The sequence below is a fragment of the Qipengyuania sp. 902 genome (assembly GCF_051195295.1).
Classification (GTDB): domain Bacteria; phylum Pseudomonadota; class Alphaproteobacteria; order Sphingomonadales; family Sphingomonadaceae; genus Qipengyuania.
On the sequence record NZ_JBNJLJ010000001.1, the window covers coordinates 678,839 to 700,382 of the forward strand.

Here is a 21,544-nt window from a genome sequence, read left to right on the forward strand (position 1 = left end):
GCGATTTCAAGGGCCGATCGGTCAGCGAGCGGCGGCTGCGTCACGCAATTGCCCGACAAGCGCAACGACTGCGTCTTCGGTTCGTTCGAGCGAGGTGCCCGTGTCGATCACATGATCGGCCCGCTCGCGCTTCTCGGCATCCGGAACCTGGAGAGAGAGAATATGCGCGAACTTTTCCTCGGTCATTCCAGGCCGTGCAAGGACGCGCTTGCGCTGGGCTTCGGCAGGGGCGGAGACCACGACCACGCGATCGACCGCCTCGGCGCCGCCTTTCTCGAACAGGAGTGGAATGTCGAACACCACTACCGGCGCGCCCGAATGCTCGATCAGGAATGCCGCGCGTTTGCGGGCGACGGCGGGGTGTACGATGCTTTCGAGCCGGGCGAGAGCTTCCTTGTCGCCGAACACTTTCGCGCCGAGTGCATCACGAAGCACACCTTCCGGCCCGACGCTGCCGGGGAACGCCGCTTCGATAGCCGGCAACAATTCGCCATCCGGCCCCTGCATGGCGCGGACTTCGGCGTCGGCATCGAATACGGGGACGCCGGCTGATTCGAACATGGCGGCCACGGTCGATTTGCCCATGCCGATAGAACCTGTGAGACCGACGATCAGCGGCCGCGTCATGCAAGCAGCCTTTCGCGTAATTCAGCATCGAACTGGCGCGGAGGCTCAACGCCGAAAAAGTGAGTGAAGGCGGCGGCTGCCTGCCCGATCAGCATGGCGAGACCGTCGATCGTCGCAAATCCGGCAGCCCGCGCATTGGCGAGGAATTCGGTCTCCACCGGATCGGTGACGATGTCGTAAGCGATCGAGCCGGGTGGCGCGTGGCTCCAATCGAAAGCGAGCGGCGGCTGGCCACGCATGCCGAGTGGCGATGCATTGATGACGAGATCGCAGCAGCCCTCGCGATCGTCGAAAGCAAAATCCGTCGGCGTGGCAAAATGATCGAGCGGGGCGACATGATGCTCACCGCCAGGATCGAGCTCGTCCAGCAGCGCGCGGGCCTTGTCGGTATTTCGCCCGGCGAGGACGAGGGTGAAGCTCTCGCCCGCTAGTCCGGCGACAATAGCGCGCGCCGCACCCCCGGTTCCGAGAATGCGGGCCATGCGAAAATAGTGCGTATCGCGAAGCTGGCCGAGCAAGGGTTCGAGAAACCCCGCCACATCGGTGTTGCGCCCGACGAGAGCTCCGTCTCCGGCCTTCACGACCGTATTGACCGCGCCGACGCGCTTCGCGAGCGGCTCGATCCGGTCGAGCAACGGCATGATCGTCTGCTTGTGCGGCATGGTGACATTGCAGCCGCGCCAACTCAGGTCGTTTTGCCGGTCAGCAAAATAATCTTCAAGCTCGTCGGTCGTCACTCGCGTGGCGCGATACTCCGCATCGAGGCCGAGCTTCTCGATCCAGAACCCGTGGATCACGGGCGATTTGGACTGGGCGATGGGATCGCCGATGACTTCGGCATAAGCCTGCCCCGGACGACGATCCGGAGTCACGCGGGCAACACACCTTCTTCGCGCAGCGCGTCAAGCACCTGCAGCAATGGCATGCCGAGCACGGTGAACTGGTCGCCCATGATGCTCTCGAACAGCTGCACGCCCGGTCCCTCTATGCGGAACACGCCGACGCAGTAGGACACTTCAGGCCACTCTGCGTCGAGATAGGCTTCGATGAAATCCTCGCTCAGTGCCCGTACACGCAGCCGCGCGAAATCGGAGCCGACCCAGATGATCTGCCCCTCCCGCGCCAACGCCGCCGCGCTGTGCAGCGTCATTACCTTGCTGGAGAAAAAGCGAAGATGGTCGGCCGCCTGCTCGCGTGATTGCGGCTTGTCGAAACGCCTACCATCGACCTCGACCAGTGAGTCCGACCCCAGCACAAGGCCATTCGCCGTCACCGCCGCAGCCTTGGCCGCAGCCAGCGCTTGGGCGATCTCGGCAGGCTCCGCGCCCTCCATCTCGGCTTCGAGCGCGCGCTCGTCGATATCGGCGGTCTCCGCCGTAAAGGCCACGCCAGCCGCCTCCAGCATCGCCTTGCGCGAGGCGCTGTTCGAGGCAAGGACGATTCCGCTCCCGGCAATCCCGCTCATATCGGCTTCGCCCCTTGCGATGTGCCGCGCATCTCGCGCTCGTTATAGAGGCGGATCACCGCAGCGGCGGTTTCCTCGATCGACCGGCGCGTCACATCGATCACAGCCCAGCCATTGTCGGCGAACATCCGCCGGGCAAACGCCACTTCGCTCTTCACCTTCTCCTGATCGGCGTAATCGGTCTGCGCCTGTTCGTTGAGGCTGAGTAGTCGGTTGCGGCGGATCTGCACCAGCCGCTCCGGCGCCGTCGTGAGGCCGATCACCATTGGATTCTTTAGCGAGTAAAGTGCTGGCGGCGGCGGGCTTTCCACGACCAACGGAATGTTCGCCACCTTATAGCCGCGATTGGCGAGGTAGATACTGGTCGGCGTCTTCGAGCTGCGCGACACGCCGGCGAGGACGATGTCGGCCTCTTCCCAGTTTTCCCAGCCAACCCCGTCGTCATGCGCGATGGTGAACTGGATTGCCTCCACCCGCTCGAAATAGGCCTTGTCCATAGTGTGCTGGCGACCGGGCCGGCCGTGCGCCTCCTGGCCGAGCGCCTTTTCGAGCGCCGCCGTCACATGGTCGAGGATCGGCACGGCGGGCAGGCCTTGCTGGGCGCAGACCTCCTCCAGCCGGGCTCGGGTGTCGGGGTTGACGAGCGTGAACAGGACAAGCCCGGGATTGGCCTTGAGTTCGGGCACGATCCGCTCGAGATGCTGCCTGCTCCTGACCATCGGCCAGAAATGGCGCATCACATCCGCATCCTCGAATTGCGCGAGCGCGGCCTTGGCCAACATTTCGAGCGTTTCGCCGGTGGAATCGGACAGAAGGTGGAGATGGATGCGATCGGGAATTGCGGGCCTGCCTGCCTGTGGAGAAGCACCGGCATAAACCACGGGAGAAAGCTGCCGACAAGTTCGGGAGCGGATTGTGTGCCCGATCCGAGTCCTTCGCGGGCCGATTCCCGCACACCAAACGTAAGTTTTGCGCAAGGGGTGGAACAGCGAGGATAAGTTTGACTCGACTCAACCCCGCAGCCGAGTCGCGATCCGGGACACACCCTTTGCACGGCGGGAGAAATCGGGCAGGGGCGGCTTATCCCTGAAATCCACAGGGCCAACAGACTCCATCATCTCTTATAAATAATACTATTATTATTGGATTGGACTCTCCGATGCCCGGTCTCCTCCTCGATACGCTGAACGGAAAACGCGGGAGACGCGTGCCGCTCTGGCTCATGCGCCAGGCCGGTCGCTACCTGCCCGAATATCGCGCATTGCGGGCGGAGAAAGGCGGCTTCCTCGCGATGGCCTACGATAGCGAGGCGGCGTGCGAAATCACGCTCCAGCCCATCGACCGTTTCGGTTTTGACGGCGCGATCCTGTTTTCGGACATCCTCATCGTGCCGCATGCGCTGGGGCAGCATCTCGAGTTTTTGACGGGCGAAGGGCCGAAGCTCTCGCCGCCCCTCGTCGATGCGGCACTCGAAAGCCTCGAGCCCGATCCTTCGCGCTACGAACCGATCTATCAAACGGTGCGCCTGTGCCGCCAGCGGCTCAGCCCGGAAACGACCATGCTGGGCTTTGCCGGCAGCCCATGGACCGTCGCGACCTATATGGTCGCTGGCGAGGGGAGCCGCGACCAGCACGAGACGCGGGCCATGGCCTATCGCGATCCGGCGGCGCTCCAGGGAATCGTGGATGCAATTTCCGACCAGACGATCGAATATCTGCGCGGTCAGATCGATGCGGGTGCGGAAGCGGTGCAATTGTTCGACAGCTGGTCGGGCAGCCTCGCCCCGGACGAGTTCGAGCGCTGGGTGATCGCGCCCAATGCGACCATCGTGGCGGCGCTGGGCGAAAGTCATCCGGACACGCCGGTGATCGGCTTTCCTAAGGGCGCCGGCGAGAAGCTTCCGGCCTATGCGCGGGAAACCGGCGTGAGGGCCGTCGGTGTGGACGAGACGCTCGATCCTGCGTGGGTGGCGCGCGAGCTGCCCGCTGGCATGGCAGTGCAGGGCAATCTCGATCCGCTGCTGCTGCTGGCTGGGTCCGAGGCGCTCGAAGCGCGTATTCGCACTATCCTCGAAGCATTCGCCGACCGACCGCATGTGTTCAACCTCGGGCATGGCATCGACCGGCGTACGCCGATCAAGCATGTCGAGCGGCTGATTGCAGCGGTCCGCGGTTTCGAGGGGTGACGCGCGCGTGAGCAGCGCTTACATGCACCGGCGATGCAGGACGTTCTCGCGATGACCTATCTCTGGCTCAAAGCTGGCCATATCATCTTCATGGTGTTCTGGATGGCCGGCCTGTTCATGCTGCCGCGCCAGATGATCTATCTGCACCCGGCCGCTGCAGAATCGGACGAGACTGCGATCTGGACGAAGCGGATGGGGCTGCTGCGCAAGGTCATCCTGACGCCCAGCCTGATCGTCGTGTGGGTGCTCGGCCTGCTGCTGGCGATGACCATCGGTGCCTGGGACCAGGGGTGGTTTCATGCGAAGCTGCTGATCGTGATCGCGCTTACCGGCTTCCATGGCTACATGGTGGCGAACGCGAAGAAGATGACTGCGGGCGCGCGTCCCCTGACCGAAAAGCAGCTGCGCTTGTGGGGCGAATTCCCCGGGATCGCGCTAGCGCTGATCGTCGTGCTGGTGGTCGTCAAACCGTTTTGAGCGCCGTATGGCCTGATGCTGACAGGGCCTGATTCCGAATTGACGGCTTCGCGCAGGCCCCGTATTTGAACGCCCATCAATCCGGCTGAAGGCCTTGCATCAGACAGGGCCGGGTCCGCTTTCTCCAAGCCCAGTCCCATGCCAACCGCACGGACATACCGACCTGCCGGCCATCCCTAGCCAAATACCGAGTAAACATCATGCATCTCAAGGATTTGAAAGCAAAAGCCCCGGCAGATCTGGTCGCGATGGCCGAGGAACTGGGCGTCGAAGCGGCCGGCACTATGCGCCGCCAGGACCTGATGTTCTGCATCCTGCGCGAACTCGCCGACGACGAGGAATATGACGAGGAAATCATGGGCATCGGCACCATCGAGGTGCTGCAGGACGGCTTCGGCTTCCTGCGTAGCCCGGAAGCGAATTACCTCGCAGGTCCCGACGATATCTACGTCTCGCCCAACCAGATCCGCAAATGGGGCCTGCGCACCGGCGATACCGTCGAAGGCCAGATCCGCGCGCCGCAGGAAGGCGAGCGCTATTTCGCACTGACCGGGCTGACGACCGTCAATTACGAAGATCCTGATCAGGTCCGCACGCGCACCAATTTCGACAATCTCACGCCGCTCTATCCCGAAGAGAAGCTGACGCTCGACACGCTCGATCCGACGGTGAAGGACAAGTCGGCCCGCGTCATCGATATTATCTCGCCGCAGGGCAAGGGTCAGCGCGCGCTGATCGTCGCCCCGCCGCGCACGGGTAAGACGGTGCTGCTGCAGAACATCGCCAAGGCGATCACCGACAATCACCCGGAAGTCTTCCTGCTGGTCCTGCTCGTGGACGAGCGACCCGAGGAAGTCACCGACATGCAGCGTTCGGTCAATGGCGAGGTCATCTCCTCGACCTTCGACGAGCCGGCCAATCGGCACGTCCAGGTGGCGGAAATGGTGATCGAGAAGGCCAAGCGCCTCGTCGAGCACAAAAAGGATGTGGTGATCCTACTTGACTCGATCACCCGTCTGGGCCGCGCTTACAACACAGTGGTGCCGAGCTCTGGCAAGGTGCTGACCGGCGGTGTCGACGCCAATGCCCTGCAGCGCCCGAAGCGCTTCTTCGGTGCGGCGCGCAATATCGAGGAGGGCGGCTCGCTCTCCATCATCGCCACCGCGCTGATCGATACCGGCAGTCGCATGGACGAGGTCATCTTCGAAGAGTTCAAGGGGACGGGCAACAGCGAAATCGTGCTCGATCGCAAGGTCGCCGACAAGCGCATCTTCCCGGCGCTCGACGTCGGCAAGTCCGGCACCCGCAAGGAAGAGCTGCTGGTCGATCAGGGCCAGCTGTCGAAGATGTGGGTCCTGCGCCGGATCCTCATGCAGATGGGCACCGTCGATGCGATGGAATTCCTGCTCGACAAGATGAAGGATTCCAAAACCAACGAAGACTTCTTCGCGAACATGAACCAGTAGGTTTGCGTCAAGGAGGGCGGGCCATTAGGCATGCCCTCCCTAATGCCGGTCCCGCTGCCAGCTTCGCGATAGCGGCAGGCGAACTGCTCTAACGCAAAATTAACCCTGTTTCCCCTAGGAAAGCCTTGTGGCGGGTGACGACCCGGCATCGCCGGGCAGGCGGTCTGCCCTGATAGCTTTTCACGGGGGCCACGATGATCGGTTTTCGCGCCAGCCTGCGCGTGCTCCCGAAAGCCTTCGGCCGCGCCGCATATCGCATCTGACGTGGCGTCGCTCGGCTCTCTTGCACTCCCCCACAAGGTGACTGCTTCGCGCAGCGCGCGCGTGCTCACACGCGAGCGGTTTGCCAGCGTGCTCCTGCCGATGATGACCGTGATCCTGCTCGGCATCCTCCACCAGGCGCAGGTCTTTCGCGATATCGACGGGCGGATTTTCGATCGCCTTGCTGTCGTCGGGAGTGCCACGGCCCCCACGGTGGTCGTAGTGGAACGCGATCCGCGCTTCGTCGCAATAGGAGCGGACCGCTTCGCTGATCTCAACCGCGTCCTTGCCGGGTCGGGTATCGAGCGGATCGGCTACCTCGGCGCCCGCGACACGCCGGGGCCGGGAGCGAGCGTGCCGGTGATAGTGGGCCGAAGCGCCGACAAAGTGCCCCTCAGCGGACGCTGGCGGTTCGATTCCACACCCGATGGCCCCGAGCTTGGCGCAGTTCGAGCGGCTTCCAATCTTGCGCCCTCCGAATATGGAATTCAGCGCAGCCAGTATCGCGGCCTGTCGGGTGGCGGAACTGTCATGCCATCCTTCGAAGCCGCGCTGGCCGGTGTCGAGCCAAGCGAGGGCGAGTTCCTGGTTCGCATGCCGCGGGCGCAGTCGATCCCCGTCATTCCGGCGAGCCAATTGGTCTCAGGCGATTTTTCGGCTGCCGACCTTGCCGGAACCGTGGCCCTGGTCGCACCATCGTCCGCGCTCGAGCTTTCGCTTGCTACGCCACGCGATCCCGACATGCGCACCATGTCCGAAGCGATCTTCCGCGCCCATGCAGTCCATGATTTGCGGACCGGTCGGCAGGTCGTCCGTGCAGCCGCTTGGAACAGCTGGATCTTGCTGCTCGCTGTCGGGTTGGCATTGGCGATCACCTATCGCCGAAGCGATCCAAAGCAGCTTATCCTGCGCGTTTCGTTCATTGCCAGCGTGCTGATCGCCGCCGGCGGTTGGCTCGCGCTCGAATTCGCCGGGCGCCTGCTGCCGATGACGGCGCTGCTGCTGGCCCCTTGGATCATTGCCATCCAGCGCATTCTCATTCGCGAGCGCCGCCAGGATAACCGGCTGGAACGAGTTGCAGCGCGCGCGGTCCAGCATTCGGTGCATCGCTCGGCCCTGCGCGAAGGAGCAAGGCTGCCGCAATTTGTCGATCCGACGGCGCGCATCGCGGGGGTCGAGAAAAGCCTGCTGCTAGAGCTAACCCGCACCGGCGAACTGCAGCTCGTGAGCGCTATCGACGCCAAGCTCGACGATATCGCGATGGATACTGCCGAGCTATCGAAAGAACTCGCGAAAATGCGTGGACGGCACGTCGGCTTCGATGCCGCCGCTCTGGTGCCTGGCTGGGGCTGCGAGGCGCGGCTGACCTGGATCGGCGGGGCCGAGCGCAACCTCTTCTGGCTCTACGCTGTTCCCCCTGGCGGGCGCAGCGGCAAGCGCGGACTATTGGTGCGCGCAGCCGCCGCTTCCTTCCGCGAGCTGTTTCGCTGGCGCGGAGATCTCAATGCGCGCGAGCGACAGGAGGAACGCTACCTCCCGATCGACGAGAAGGTCGCCAGCGCGGTCTCGCTTGTCGCTCGTGAATCCGACCAGGTCCGCCGCGGTTTCGACACGATCGATACCGCGGTGATGATTTTCCACCTTATCGGATCGCCACTCCATGCGAACCGCGCGATGGAAGACCTCTATCGCGAAGCCGAGATCGCCGTGAACGAGACGCCGCTGGTCGATGCGATCGTGGCACTGACCCAGCTCGATGTCGTCCGGGTGGAGGCCCTGCTGCAGGAATTGGTGTTCCGCGGCGGTGAAATGCGCTTGCCGATGCGGCAGTTCGGTCCGGTCGAGCGGATTCTGCGGGTGGCAGCCCCCGATAGCATGGCGCGGGGCATGGACCGGGTGATCGTGATCGAAGCGGTCGACATCACCGAATTGCACGCCGCGGCGGACTTGCGCCAGTCGGTCGGGCTCTTCATCGACCTCCAGCTTCGCAACGATCTCGAGGCGATCCTGCTTGCCGCCGACCTTGCGCGGGATCCGCGGGTCGGCGCCGACAAGATCAACCCGATCGTCGGGCGAATCGGCGAGGCGGCGCGCCGCGCGACCGGGCGGCTGGACGAAGTTGCACAGCTCGTGAGAGGCGAGAACGAGGAGCTGGTCGAGGCCTGTTATCCCGTAGATGCGCGCGCGCTGGTCCTCCAGACGCTCGAGAAAACCGCCGAGTTGGCCGAGGAGCTGGAAGTCGGGATCGACATTCAGCTGCCGGCGATGAGCGGCTTCACCATCGCCGAGCCGCGTGCATTGGGCGACATGCTGGAAGCCATGCTGCGCGTCGTGGTGGCCGATACGCCGCAAGGCGAGACGGTGAAGGTCCGGCTCGAAGAGAAAAATACCGAAACGCAGGTCCATATTGCCGGCGGTTTCGGGATCGGTTTCGGTCGGCTCGTCTATCTGCTCACCAAGGGCGAGGACCAGTCGGTGGGCGAGTACCGCCAGATCAATCGCGGCATCGCTCGCACCGCCAAGTGGGGCGGCAGCGTCTCCTACTGGGGCCGCGAGGCCAATGGATTCGGATTTAACGTAAAACTAAGGCGCATCGGATGACTTTGTTGCATATCCTCATCGTTGACGATGACGAAATCCTCGCCAGTCTCTTGCAGATCACGCTGGAAGTCGAGGGTTACGAGGTATCGACCGTACCCGATGGCGAAGCCGCTCTGGCGAGGCTGGCCGAGGGTGGGATCGATCTGGTCGTACTCGACCTCGTGATGCCTAAAATGGACGGAGTGCGTTTCCTGCGCGTCCTTAACGAACAGGGCGAGGCTCGTCCTCCGGTAATCGTCATCTCCTCGACTGCGGGCAACGCCGTATCCGATGAATTCCGTGCGCTCGGTGTCGTTGCCATCGCCCGCAAGCCGGTCGAGCCGAGCTGGCTCGTGCACAATATCGCGGGCGCCCTCGGACAAGGAGCCGCGAACGCCGGATGAGCCTTTTCCCGCTCGCCATATTCCCCGAGGGCGGCCTCGTAAGCTCGATCATCACGACCGTGTGGGTCGGGGTGTTCGTGCTGTGCTTTTTCAACCTGCGCTACGGCTGGGTCCTCTCCGGCCTGGTCGTGCCGGGCTATATCGTGCCGTTGCTGATCGTGAAGCCGGTGGCCGGCTTCGTGATCATCTTTGAAGCCGTACTCGCCTATGTGCTGGTGTGGGTGTTCTCCGAAAAGCTGAGCCGCGGTCGCTATCCCAGCCTGTTCGGCCGCGACCGGTTCATGGGGCTCATCCTCGCCAGCATTGCCGTGCGCCTGGTGATGGATGGCTATATCCTGCCGGAGTTTGCCGGCTGGCTGGAGACCAATTTCGACCGCCGCTTCGACTGGCGCGACAATCTCCAGAGCTTCGGCCTCGTCATCATCTCGCTGCTGGCCAACCAGTTCTGGAAGCCGGGGCTGGTGCGCGGGCTGGGCGCTGCCGTGGTGACGATGGGAATCACCTATCTGGTGGTCCGCTACGGCCTGATGGAGTTCACCAATTTCCGCATGAGCGCGGTGACCTATATGTACGAAGGGCTTGCCAGCTCGATCCTGGCCAGCCCGAAGGCCTATATCATCCTGACGCTGACGGCATTGATCGCCAGCCATATGAACGTGCGCTATGGCTGGGATTTCTCGGGCATCCTGATCCCGGCGCTGATTGCGCTGCAATGGTATCAGCCGACCAAGATCGTCACCTCTTTCCTCGAAGCGATCGTGATCTACGTGATTGCGCGGCTCGTCCTGAAGCTGCCGAGCATGGCCAATGCGACGATCGAGGGCGGGCGCAAACTGCTGCTGTTCTTCAACATCAGCTTCGCCTGGAAGATGGCGCTGGGCTGGTTCATCGTCTGGCAGGGCTACGATGTGAAGACGACCGACTTTTACGGCTTCGGTTACCTTCTCTCCACGCTCATTGCGATCAAGGCACACGACAAGAACATCTTCCCGCGTCTCGCCCGTTCGACCCTGCAGGTGAGCTTCATGGGCGCCGTCTTCGGCAATATCGTCGGCTTCGCGCTCTCGGCGGCGGTCTCGCGGGTCCCAGGCGGCGAGCAGAGGGCCGAAGTGGACGGGGTGTCTCGCAGCGAAGAGCGCATCGAGATGCTTGTCGTGAACGCAATCGGCGACGCGCATATCCGCAGGGTCTCGGGCAAGGCGGCGCCATTGTCGGATACTGCGCGTGAAGATCTGGCGGAGCTGGTCTATGCCTTGCAGCAAGGGGTGCCCGCATCCTCTCCCGATTTCGACATGCAGGCAGAGGGCTGGCGGTTGATGGCGGTCGGCGATGGTCGGCTGGCGATTGTCCGGGCCGACGACGCCGGCCACGAAATGCTGCTGTTCGATCCGGCGGCAGCGCGAGATGCAGCTATCGTTCTGCGGGATCCGGCAAGCTGGCCCGGTCTCGGCGTGGCCGCCTTGGCACTAAGGCGACAGCTCGATGCACGGTGGCTCGTTATATCGGCGCCCGGAGGCACTGGGACGATCGCTGGGCTCAGTGTTGCCGATGTATTCGCCGACGCCAGCGACACCGTCCTGCTCGAATTACAGGTCGGTCCGGGCGAAACGTCCGAGATCGCCTATGCCAATGCATCGGCCGGGGTCCTCGATCTTCCGAGCCTGGAGGCCGCAGTGCCGGATATCCGCGCCGGCATCGATATCGGTGCACGCAATGGGGGCGGGGACCGTGCAGTCCTTTCGCTGAGCGACACGGCGCTCGAAGAACTCGCCAGGATGCGTCTGCCACGCTTGCGCGACGATGCTGCCTGTCGCCTCGTGGCCAATGACAACGCGGATCCGAAATGGCGGGAAGTCGAACGCCTCGCCTTCGTACGGTATGAAATCGCCGCGCCTTTCATCGCCTCAGTCCGCCAAGGACAAGTTGCAACCCACGCACGCGCCTCTGCCACGATCGCAGGCTTCGGCGTCGCGCGATGCACGCTCGGAGGGCGCTATCACTGGACACTCTTTTCGGCGCGGCGGGACGAGGGCCAGATCTTCCTCGCCGAAGGTGCGCCCCTCGCCAAGAGCGTGCTTACCTGGCGCGAGGAAGACTATGGCAAGGCCGCCCGGCTCGGTGTCGCTGTGCATCGCAACTGGGCAAGCGATGTTTTGCTGGTCGCAGCGCAGCCCGACGGTTTTTCCCGCTCGCCGCGCTCGGCTATGACGGTGCTCTGGCAGGAAATCGTTCGACAGCAGGAGGGGCAAGAGGAAGCCTTCTCCTTCCACCTGCGCCAGCGACCCAAGGGCTCTGCCTTTCCCGAAGGACGTCCCGAAGTCCTGCTGGTGCAGGACGTATTGGGGCCGGAGTATTCCGAACTCGGAGGCCTCGCATCGGCCTTGCGCGAAGCCGGCATTCGCACCGAGCTTTCGGACGGCAGCCGGGCCTTTGCAGGGTACGAAGCCCGTCCGGCGCAGGCCGAGCGCTACTTTAATGCTACGAGCGGACGCCGCTCCGCGATCGGGTGGGTGCTCAACTACGGAGGCGTCGCGCAATGAGCCTGACCTTCGTCGGCCGTAGCATCGTGTTCGCGATCCTCGCGGCGCTCGCCGCCTATGGCGGATGGGCTTGGGCGGTACCATTGGCACGCTATCTCGTGGCCGCGCAGGATTCTACTCAGATGGACCTGCGCATCGTAGGGCGGACTCTCGCCTATCGGCTGGAGCGGGACAGGCCGATGACCTTCGTCTTGTCGCAGCCCGCCGACGAGGTGAAGCTTCTCGCGCATGCGGCAGTGGTAGAACCCTCGAGAGCATCGGAAGGCGCGTACTACACGTTGCGCGTTGCCCTGTTCGATGCGCAGGGCGCAGAAATTGCGGAGTATCGGCGGACACTTCTCTCCGGCCGTGACGATGGATATCTGCCCGACGGCCGCGCGCGTCGGTTCTACCGCGCCAGCGGACAGGAGATCTGGGGCCAGGATCAGCTCGTTATCCAGGACGATCAACCTTTCACGCGGGTGGAAGTGACGCTTGAGGATGCCGAGAACATGGTCGCGGGCGTCGATGCGCGGCTTTACGAGCAGCGCCCCGTTTCCGCCGGTGACGGGCGCGCCGTCTTCCTGCGTCGGAGCAGTGAGGAGCGCGCGGCCCTGACCGCCTTCAGTCCGTTCCCGCCAGAAATGTTGTCGGAGTCCGAGATCGCTAATCTTGCCGGTAATCTCTGGCGCCCTGTCGGTCCCGTCGGTATCGAAGGGCGCGACTACAATGCCCTCGTGATCTACGAAGCCGACAGAGCTGCCGGAGAGCCCGGATCGTGATCCGCTGGGCCATCCTCATGCTATCCGGCTTCTCGGCTTGTGCATGCAGCAGCGAGAAGGCGCGTGGGTTTTTCGCGCAGGAAGCTCTGCAAGAGCGCGATGCGGCAAACCTCGGCCTGACCCGGACTGAAGAGGACAAGTTCATCGTGATGCGCGACACGCGCCATTGCGGTGACGGCGGCGAGTACCGGCTCCGCAATGGCGCGGCAGTCCCGCTTGCCGTCACCGCCCCCCACGCCTTTCACGATCGCGGCACGGGTGAGCTTGCGATGGGTATTTTGCTGCGCAGCCGGGCGGCCGCTGCTGCGCAGAACACCGTCGCACGCGACGGCAGCGACGGTTGCAAAGCGCTCGATGTCGCGCGTGAAGACGAGCATCTGTTCACGCAATTCGCGTTGGGATTTTCCGATCGCTTTCCGGACGGCCTCGTCGTCCAACTGCATGGTTTCGACGGCGCGAGACGCTCTACCGCGCGTGCGGAAGAAGCTGCGGCCATAGTGAGCAATGGAACGCCTTCCCCCGGTTTGGATACACTCGATCTTGCGGATTGCCTCAGCCGCGCTCTCGCTCCGCACGCCGTACTATTGTACCCGGCGGAAACGAACGAATTGGGGGCCGAAGACAATGCCCAAGGGAAGGCCCTGCGCAAGGAAGGCGGCGCACGCTTTGCGCACATCGAACTCTCGGCTGATTTGCGCGAAGCAATGATAAGCGATGAGCAGCTTCTCGCTTCCTTTGCCGCGTGCCTCGAGGAAGCTGCGGCATGAATGCGGCGGCCAATATCGATGTGGCACAAGCGCGACCGGTGGAGGTCCCACTGGGCGAGCGCCTCGATCATGGCTTCGCAGACAAGCTGCTGCCGGTCTATGCCGACTTGCGGGAGGAAATTCTCGCTTATGCCGGGGAAAGGGGCGACGCCCGGCCAGCTGCCCGCCATGCGACGGTCCTTGCCGATTTCTGCCTGTTGCAGCGCGACGAGATCGCCCGAATGAGCAGAGCGGAAGAGCGGTTCCAGTCGCGCTTCGCCAGCGCACTCGACACGGCGGAGCAGCGGGCGGCGATCCTCGATTTCGCCCGGGCCCTCGGTTCGCGCGCCCGCCAGATCAGGCGCGACGAACAGGCCACGCGGGACTTCTTCGATGCCGACGCGGTGGTTGAACGCTTCACCAAGCGGCTCGGCGAGCGCGAGCGCGTTCTGGCCTTCGCGCTGGAGCGGTTGGGATGGGTGGCCGGTGAAGCGGTCCGTTACGATCTCGCCCTGACCGAAGGCGAGACGATGACCGAGATTTTCGAGGTCCTCCTCCCCGCCACGCGGAATTGGCATGGCGATGCGCGCATCCGCCGGGCGGCCCATGCCTGCATGCGGCGCATCGCCGAGAACCTGCCACCGAGGACCGGGGGCCTATGGCTTGATGCGGTTCTCAGTGCGACGCGCCGGGCGTGTCTCGATCTTTCCGAAGATGTCTGGACCCAGTGTGAGGCGTTCGACGTCATGTTCGCGCTTTCGCCGCACACCGTGCACTCGCTCGTCGAGCGGCGGCTGGCCGTCGATCTCGACACGAAAGCGCCGGCGCAGCGCGATGGCGAGGTTTTCGTTCGCCGCCACCTCGTTCGGCGGATCGCGGGCCTCCTCCACACCTCGAACCGCTTGCAGAGAGCCTTCGACATTCTTTGCAACGACCCCGACGGCGCCGTGCGGCAGGTGGTGGCCGAATGCCTCCCCATCCTGCCTCCAGGCCGCGCCACGCAGGCTGCCAAAGATCTGCTGCGTGACGAAGACGCCCAGGTTCGCGCCGCTTTCTTCGCTGCGCCCGCCGCCAATCTCGAAGCGCTTAGCGCAAACCTCTATTTGCGGGCCATCGCATCGACCCTGAAGCGCGACGACGACGAATTCGTCCTGCGGATCGCGCTGGAAGCCTGCGCCGACATCGCGCAGCATGCCGCAAGCGATGCGGGCGATGCTCCGGCGGCACTGGTCGGCCAATTGCTGGGCGCGGTCGAAGGGCTTCGGAACCGGAATCCCTCACCGAAGTTATGGCGCTGGAGCGACGAGGTACGTGAGCGCATCTGGTTCTGGACCAATCCCGAGGCGCGCGAGATTCGCCGCAATCTCGCCGAAACGGTTCATCCGATGCGCGAAGGGGCGTTGCGAAGGATCCCGGCGCTGCGCCAATGGCTGGCCGAGGATGAGGACAAGGTCGGCCGGGTGATGGCGGTGCTGGCGCAGCGCGATTTCGGCCTTGCGTTAAAATCGGGCCCGGTGCCGTCGATCCAGCGCGGTGAGTATTTCCGCCGCCGTGCCTGGCGGATGCTGTTCGAGGGCCGGCACAGCGCAACCGACAAGCGCCAAGCGTTCTATCACACCAAGGGTCGCCACTATCACGGCAGCCTGATCGCACCGAGCGCGCGCATGGCCGAACTCGCCCCGACCAAGGTGCCGGGCGAACCGCTGTTCGAAAGCGGCGAGGGGGGCTGGCGCAATTACCTCCCATTGGTCGACCAGGTACTGTCGGCGCTCGACCGCGGCGGCACGACCAAGATCTTCACCAGCGCGGGGATAACCGAGATAAGCGCACCTGCGGGGATTTCCGCCCGGATGAAGGCGTTCTGGAAGGTGACTCGTAGCTTTCCCGAGCTGGCGAGCCTGAGGAATCGCGATCCCGAGGCCTATATCGCCAAGCTCCGCGAACTCGACCTAGATCTGGTCTTCCGGGCGTATCACGACACGGAGGGCACACCGACGCCGCATATCGTCAAGCTCTACAGCGCGGGCGGTGTTTTTGCAGCGCTGCCGATTTTCTGGGACCGCGCATCGGCTTATGTTTCGACGGTTTTTGCCAACAATCTCGTCGAGCTTGGTGTCTTCGTGCTGCTGGCGAGCGCATGGTTTCTCGGACGGCACATATGGCTCGGCTGGCAAGCGCGGCGGCTGCGGGACGGGCTGTCCTTGGTGCTCGGCGGCTGGGGGACACGCGGGAAATCCGGCACGGAGCGGCTGAAGGCCGGCCTCATCAATGCGCTTGGCCCCTCGATCGTCTCCAAGACCACCGGCTGCGAGGCGATGTTCCTGCTCGGCAATCCCTATGGCGAGCTGACCGAGATGTTCCTGTTCCGCCCATACGACAAGGCAACGATCTGGGAGCAGTTCAACCTGCTCAAGACTTCGCGCGGGCTGAAGGCGCGCGTGTTCCTGTGGGAATGCATGGGGCTCAACCCCTCCTATGTCCGCATACTGCAGCAGGACTGGATGCGCGACGATATCGGGACCATCACCAATACCTACCCCGACCACGAAGACGTACAGGGCCCCGCCGGCCGAAATATTCCCGAGGTCATGTGCGAGTTCATCCCGCACAATTCGACGCTGCTGACGACCGAGGAGGAAATGCTGCCGATCCTGGCCGAAGGGGCGGCCAGGGCGAGCACGCGCATGCGCTCGGTCGGGTGGAAAGAGGCCGGGCTGATCCACAAGAACCTGCTCGACCGGTTCCCCTATGAAGAGCACCCGTTCAACATCGCGTTGGTCACCGCAATGGGCGACGAGCTGTGGCTGGAGCCCGATTTCTGCATCAAGGAAATGTCCGATCGGGTCGTAGCCGACCTTGGCGTGCTCAAGACCTATCCGCGCGCGGAAATCGACGGGCGCAGCTTGCAATTCGTCATGGGCATGTCGGCCAACGAACGCTTCGGCGCGATGGGCAACTGGACCCGCATGGGCTTTGCCGATCACGACCTCGAAAAGGACCCGGAGATCTTCGTGACCACCGTGGTCAACAACCGCGCCGACCGCGTGCCGCGCAGCCGGGTCTTCGCGCGCATGCTGGTGCGCGATGTGGCAGCCGACCGGCACTTCCTGATCGGCAGCAATATCGAGGGGCTGCTCGGCTTCATCGAGGAGGAGTGGGCGGAATATGCGGCGTCGCTGAGCCTCGTTGCCAAGGATGTCGAGCCGCTGGAGCAATTGCGTGCGCTGGCCCGCCATCAGCGCATCCCGCTCAGCCAGGACGCACTCGATGGCCTGCTGACGGCGATGCTTGCCCCACAAGCGCACAAGCTGGCGCCGGAGGACGCGCTTGCAGCTGCGAAGGACGGCAAACTGGGCGAAGCTCTGGCGAACGTAGACCACGCCGAGGCTATTCTCGCGCACTATGAAGCGGTTGCAGAGTTGCACCGTGAATACCTTGCAATCGAGCAGGCCGTGGCGGGCGGCGGCGATCCGGCATCGCAGGATCAGGCGCTGAGAGCTCTGTTACACAAGGCCTTTCACGCAAAGCTGGTCCCGGTGCGCGACTATTACATGAAAGGCGAGGCGATCGTTCGTCTGGTAGCCGCAAACACGCCGCCCGGTCTACTTAATCGCATCATGGGCATGCAGAACATCAAGGGCACCGGGCTCGATTGGGTCTATCGCTGGCAGGCATGGGAGGCGGCCTGGAAAGCGTGCCAGCAATTGCGTGAGGAAGACCCGGCTACGGTCGAGCGCGGCTATCGCATGCTCGCCAGCTTCCACGAATTCGGCGTCCTGAGTGAGGCGGAACTGCGCGCCCTGCTGGCCGAATTGCGCGAACAGGGCATGCAGGCTGCGCTCTCCGCCGCGCAATGCGATGTACTCGAAGCGCGCTTGAACGAGCAGATGGAGAAACTGTCCGGCCTGTCGATCGAAACCGGCGGCGGGGAGGGGGCGTCCGGCGGCCAGCTGGCGAAGATCGGTTCCAGCCTTGTCACGACGGTGGAGGCATTCATCGATGCGGGCGATGCGGTGCGCCGGCGCAAGGCTTCCGATCGCATTTACGCCTCGCTGATCGCCGAGCAGATCTCTAACCAGCGCGCCGCGTCGGAGCTGAAGGAGCTGACGTCACGACAAAAGGGTGGCTGGCTCGCCAAGTCGATAAAGGCACGGCGGGAGCGCCGGGCGGCCTAAGCCATATCCGAAATGATGGTGCGAGGATGGGGCGGGCCGCTCGAGTAATTGCTGTCAGCGGAGCTCATCCGCCAACTCGAGGTCCTGCCGCTACAGTCAGAAGCGGTAACCGACCACCAGGCCGAACCGCGCGCCATCCATATCGTAGCGGGAGTCGTTCGAGCCCCTGAAGCGGTATTCGGCGCTGGCGCGGGCATAGGGGCCGCGGTTCCAGTGGCCGTAGGACAGGTCGACTGCCGTTGCGACGTAGCTGTCTTCGCGCAAGGCCCGATCGGGATCTCCCCGCGCGATACGGCCGGCGTAATCCCATTCGCGATATTCGATCGATGGGCGTACCCTCAGCATCCGAGTAACCGGATGGCTGTACTTCAAACGCACCACGCGCCGATCGTAGCTGCGGCGTTCCTCGTCATCGCTGGTCATTTCCTCCACACGCGCTTCGATGCGAAGCCAGTGGTAGGAACCGAGCCGCCGATTGTATTGGGCAGCGACCCGATAGCCTTCGCCGGTTCCGGCACGCGTCGTGTCATATTCGCGCTGGCGATAATCGGCTTCGACGCGCACACGGTCGTTGCCTTTCGACCATTCCACTTGGGCTGCGACGGAGGTCTGGTCTGCGCTGAACGCCTCCAGGACAGCGATATTTTCGATCCTGCGCGCGCGGAGCTGGACCGTCACCGTCTCCGATACTTCGTGTTCGACGCTCGCCGAAACGCCGTAGCTGGTCAGCGTGTCGCGGTTGAGGCCTTCATAGTCGAAGACCCCCGCATCCACCTCGATCCGTGCTGTCGTGCGCGGACTCAGGCTCCAGTCGAGTGCCAGATCGCCGCGAATGCCGTAGCCCGAGCTGTCGAATTCGTCGCCGTCTTCGATCATTATGTCCGATTGGATCCCGATTGCTTCGACCCGCGCCTCGACCTCCACGGGATCTCCGTTCTGGGCGATGGCGGGTGCGGCGATCAGCGCGAGCGCTGCGAAAAACAGCAAGCCGGTTGCGTGGCGGAGATGCTGAAGCAATATGGCGCGCGTCATTTAGATCTCTGCCTTCAAAGCACTTTTTGCATTCTCGAGGACAGGTTTCACATCCTCGCCCGCAAAGAACGCAGCAAGCAGCGCCGCTTCCTGGTTGCGCGCCACCTCGCCCAACCGGCGCTGACCGAAGGAGCCTGCAGTGCCGGCAAGCTGGTGCAGCAAATTGCGCAATTCCATGATCAGGGCCTCGTCGATGTCGGAGCGGTCGAGCGCACCGTCGATCTGCCGGAGCAGGCCGAGCGTACGGTCGTCGAAGCGCAATTTCAGCGCTTCGAGAGCGGCGCTGCGCTTGCGCTGCGGAGTATTGCTCGTGCGGTGCCCCCAGGCCCTCAGCGTGGCGCGGAGATCGTCCAGCGCGATGGGCTTTTCCAAATAAGCCTGCATGCCCGCTCCGCGGTAGGTGCGCACTTCGTCGAGATCGGTGGCGGCCGTGACGGCGATGATCGGCAGGTATTCTGCGTCGTAGCCTTGCGCGCGCAGTCGCTTGGCGGTCTCGACCCCGTCGAGGATCGGCATATTCACGTCGAGCAGCAGCATCGAGTAAGGCTTGGCAGCATTTTCCGCCGCCTTGATCATGACGATCGCCTCTACGCCGTTGACCGCGTGATCCATCTGTACGGAAAGGTGGCGGGTCATCGCCATGAGCACATCGGCGCTGATTTGCGTGTCTTCGGCGAGCAATACACGCAGCGCAGTGGAGGTCCCGTCGGGGGACTCGCCCTTCGACACGCGTTTGTCGGTCCAGCTGGCGGATTTCGGCTCGTACACGCCGCCGCTATCGCAGGATATGGTTAAACGAGCGCTAACGGTGAACGCGTAGCGCTGACTTGCGGTTCAGCCCGCTTTCATGCGCTCCAGCTGTGCCGCCATCTGCTCCCACACCTTGTTCACTGCTTTCAGCGGACGCACCATGACCTTGAAATCGACGATCTTCCCCTCGTCGTCGAAGCGGATGAGATCTATGCCGTTGATGTGGATGCCGTCCATCTCGGTCGTGAATTCGAGCATCGCATTGTCGCCGTCGACCAGCTCCCGAACATATTCGAAGCTGTCGTTGCCAAGCGTTTCGCCTGCGGCCGAGAGATAGGCGACCACGATCGTCTGCCCGCGTTGCGGCGTATGCACGACGGGGGAGTGGAATACGGCGTCCTTGTGGATCATTGCGGCGAGTTCTTCGGGCTTGCTGCCACCCTCGATCACGCGATGCCAATTTCCCAGACCGGTTCTTGCGGAACTCATTGTGTCCTCCTGAAGCTATCGGCCCGGGCTGCGTGCCAGTGCCGCGCATAGGCAGTGGAATCGGGATCCTCGAGCAGTTCTCCCGGCTCGAGAAAGGTGTAGATCCGGTCGATGGCATCGGAGCGCGCTCCGTTCAAGCGCTCGCGCATGTCCTGCGGCGTGATCTCCCACGGGCTGGACAGCCCCATCGCGACCACGATTTCCCGCAGCGAATGGAGGGTCTGCTTCTGGAAGCGGGCGACGCGCGGCCCTTTGTCTTCGACCACTAGGCCGCGCTGACGCCAGGCTTCCTGCGTCGCTACTCCCGTGGGGCAAGTCCCCTTGTGGCAGTTCATCGATTGCACGCAGCCGAGCGCGAACATGAAGGGGCGCGCGGCATTGCACCAATCGGCGCCCAGCGCGAAGGCCTTGGCCATCTGCGCGCCCGAATGGATTTTGCCCGAGGCGGCGATCTTCACCTTCGATCTGAGGTTCAGGCCGACCAGCATGTTGCGGACCATGATTTGCCCTTCGCGCAAGGGCATTCCTACGGAATTGGACAATTCGAGCGGGGCAGCCCCAGTCCCGCCCTCCGCGCCGTCGATGGTGATGAAATCGGGGTGCAGGCCGGTTTCGAGCATCGCCTTGCCCATGGCGAAAAGCTCGTGCGGCTGGCCGACGCACAGCTTGATGCCGACGGGTTTGCCGCCCGACAACTCGCGCAGTTCCGCGACGAATTCGAGCATTTCGATGGGCGTGGAAAAGGCGGGATGCGCGGCGGGAGAGGTGACCGTGACCCCGGCGGGAACGCCGCGAGCTTCGGCGATTTCCGGCGTGACCTTGGCAGCGGGAAGCACGCCGCCGTGCCCCGGCTTCGCGCCCTGGCTCAATTTGAGCTCAATCATCTTGACCTGTTCGTCGGCAGCGCGCTCGCGAAATTGTTCGGGATCGAAATTGCCGTCCGACTTTCGTGCCCCGAAATATCCGCTGCCCAACTCCCAGACCAGGTCGCCCCCGTGGGAACGGTGATATTTGCTGATCGAACCTTCGCCGGTGTTATGCGCAAAATCGCCCAGCGCCGCCCCGGCATTGAGCGCTTCGATGGCCTTGGCGGAAAGAGACCCGAAGCTCATCGCCGAAATATTCAGCATTGCGGTCGAGTAGGGCTTGGCGCAAGTCTGTTCGCCGACCGTAAGCCGCCAGAATTCCGGTGCATCGGCTTTGGGCGCGATCGAGTGGCTCAGCCATTCGTATTCGTCCGAATAGACGTCGTACTCCGTGCCCATGGGGTGCGAGTCGAGATCGCCCTTGGCGCGCGCATAGACGAGAGCGCGGGCCTGATGGCTGAAGGGCCGTCCTTCGAGATCGCTTTCGACGATATAGGCTTGGGCGAAGGGCCGCAGGTCTTCCATGAGCCAGCGGATACGCGCGACAAGCGGATAATTCCGCCTAAGCGTATGATCGTGCTGGAAAAAATCCCATAGCCCGACGGCGGCGAGCGGAACGAGACCCACCAGCGCCCACCGCGCCGGTTCCCAGAGCCATGCCGCCGCGCACAGCAGCAGGAAAAGCCCCGGGAAGATATAGCGAAACGGAAGGCGCTCCAC

The 21,544-nt window shown here is 63.6% G+C and carries 17 protein-coding genes; 9 read left to right on the forward strand and 8 right to left on the reverse strand.

The window, feature by feature from the left end:
• Positions 1-21: 21 nt before the first annotated feature.
• From coaE to ACSH0F_RS03425, 4 genes are read right to left on the reverse strand one after another with little or no spacing between them, the layout of a single operon-like run.
• A complete protein-coding gene (gene coaE, locus ACSH0F_RS03410) occupies positions 22-627 on the reverse strand; it encodes a dephospho-CoA kinase (RefSeq protein WP_435199901.1) in 606 nt (201 codons plus the stop codon).
• Positions 624-1,499, reverse strand: a complete 876-nt coding sequence (locus ACSH0F_RS03415; protein ID WP_435199903.1) for a shikimate dehydrogenase family protein — start codon at positions 1,497-1,499, stop codon at positions 624-626. The genes coaE and ACSH0F_RS03415 overlap by 4 nt, the downstream gene beginning before the upstream one ends.
• Positions 1,496-2,092 carry a Maf family protein gene (locus tag ACSH0F_RS03420; protein ID WP_435199905.1) on the reverse strand — a complete coding sequence of 199 codons (597 nt, stop codon included), beginning with the start codon at positions 2,090-2,092 and terminating at the stop codon, positions 1,496-1,498. Before ACSH0F_RS03420 ends, ACSH0F_RS03415 begins: the two co-directional genes overlap by 4 nt.
• Complete coding sequence (locus ACSH0F_RS03425) at positions 2,089-2,874, reverse strand: pyruvate, water dikinase regulatory protein (RefSeq protein ID WP_435200549.1); 786 nt, start codon at positions 2,872-2,874, stop codon at positions 2,089-2,091. Before ACSH0F_RS03425 ends, ACSH0F_RS03420 begins: the two co-directional genes overlap by 4 nt.
• Before the next feature lie 377 nt (positions 2,875-3,251).
• Here ACSH0F_RS03425 and hemE point away from each other — a divergent pair, with 377 nt between their 5' ends.
• The 9 genes from hemE to ACSH0F_RS03470 all read left to right on the forward strand — a co-directional run bounded on the left by hemE (position 3,252) and on the right by ACSH0F_RS03470 (position 17,687).
• Positions 3,252-4,277: a uroporphyrinogen decarboxylase gene (hemE, locus tag ACSH0F_RS03430; protein ID WP_435199907.1), complete on the forward strand. Its 1,026-nt coding sequence runs from the start codon at positions 3,252-3,254 to the stop codon at positions 4,275-4,277.
• A 33-nt stretch (positions 4,278-4,310) separates the two neighbouring features.
• Entirely contained in the window at positions 4,311-4,754 is a 444-nt protein-coding gene (locus tag ACSH0F_RS03435) for a CopD family protein (protein ID WP_435199909.1), read from the forward strand.
• A 200-nt stretch (positions 4,755-4,954) separates the two neighbouring features.
• Positions 4,955-6,220 carry a transcription termination factor Rho gene (gene rho, locus ACSH0F_RS03440; protein ID WP_278329412.1) on the forward strand — a complete coding sequence of 422 codons (1,266 nt, stop codon included), beginning with the start codon at positions 4,955-4,957 and terminating at the stop codon, positions 6,218-6,220.
• A 300-nt stretch (positions 6,221-6,520) separates the two neighbouring features.
• Positions 6,521-9,082: a hypothetical protein gene (locus ACSH0F_RS03445; protein WP_435199912.1), complete on the forward strand. Its 2,562-nt coding sequence runs from the start codon at positions 6,521-6,523 to the stop codon at positions 9,080-9,082.
• Entirely contained in the window at positions 9,079-9,465 is a 387-nt protein-coding gene (locus ACSH0F_RS03450; protein ID WP_435199914.1) for a response regulator, read from the forward strand. Before ACSH0F_RS03445 ends, ACSH0F_RS03450 begins: the two co-directional genes overlap by 4 nt.
• On the forward strand, positions 9,462-12,005 hold the full coding sequence (locus ACSH0F_RS03455; RefSeq protein ID WP_435199916.1) for a poly-gamma-glutamate biosynthesis protein PgsC/CapC: 2,544 nt from the start codon (positions 9,462-9,464) through the stop codon (positions 12,003-12,005). Before ACSH0F_RS03450 ends, ACSH0F_RS03455 begins: the two co-directional genes overlap by 4 nt.
• Positions 12,002-12,766, forward strand: a complete 765-nt coding sequence (locus tag ACSH0F_RS03460) for a hypothetical protein (RefSeq protein WP_435199918.1) — start codon at positions 12,002-12,004, stop codon at positions 12,764-12,766. The genes ACSH0F_RS03455 and ACSH0F_RS03460 overlap by 4 nt, the downstream gene beginning before the upstream one ends.
• Positions 12,763-13,533: a hypothetical protein gene (locus ACSH0F_RS03465; protein ID WP_435199920.1), complete on the forward strand. Its 771-nt coding sequence runs from the start codon at positions 12,763-12,765 to the stop codon at positions 13,531-13,533. The genes ACSH0F_RS03460 and ACSH0F_RS03465 overlap by 4 nt, the downstream gene beginning before the upstream one ends.
• Positions 13,530-17,687, forward strand: coding sequence for a hypothetical protein (locus ACSH0F_RS03470; protein ID WP_435199922.1), 4,158 nt, complete (start codon positions 13,530-13,532; stop codon positions 17,685-17,687). Before ACSH0F_RS03465 ends, ACSH0F_RS03470 begins: the two co-directional genes overlap by 4 nt.
• A gap of 96 nt (positions 17,688-17,783) precedes the next feature.
• On the opposite strand, the gene ACSH0F_RS03475 is transcribed toward ACSH0F_RS03470, so the two are convergent.
• The 4 genes from ACSH0F_RS03475 to ACSH0F_RS03490 form a co-directional block, all read right to left on the reverse strand.
• Positions 17,784-18,719, reverse strand: a complete 936-nt coding sequence (locus ACSH0F_RS03475; protein WP_435199924.1) for a hypothetical protein — start codon at positions 18,717-18,719, stop codon at positions 17,784-17,786.
• Entirely contained in the window at positions 18,720-19,487 is a 768-nt protein-coding gene (locus ACSH0F_RS03480; RefSeq protein WP_435199926.1) for a response regulator, read from the reverse strand.
• Between the two features lie 66 nt (positions 19,488-19,553).
• A complete protein-coding gene (locus ACSH0F_RS03485) occupies positions 19,554-19,958 on the reverse strand; it encodes a nuclear transport factor 2 family protein (protein ID WP_435199928.1) in 405 nt (134 codons plus the stop codon).
• A complete protein-coding gene (locus tag ACSH0F_RS03490) occupies positions 19,955-21,544 on the reverse strand; it encodes an FMN-binding glutamate synthase family protein (protein WP_435199930.1) in 1,590 nt (529 codons plus the stop codon). The genes ACSH0F_RS03485 and ACSH0F_RS03490 overlap by 4 nt, the downstream gene beginning before the upstream one ends.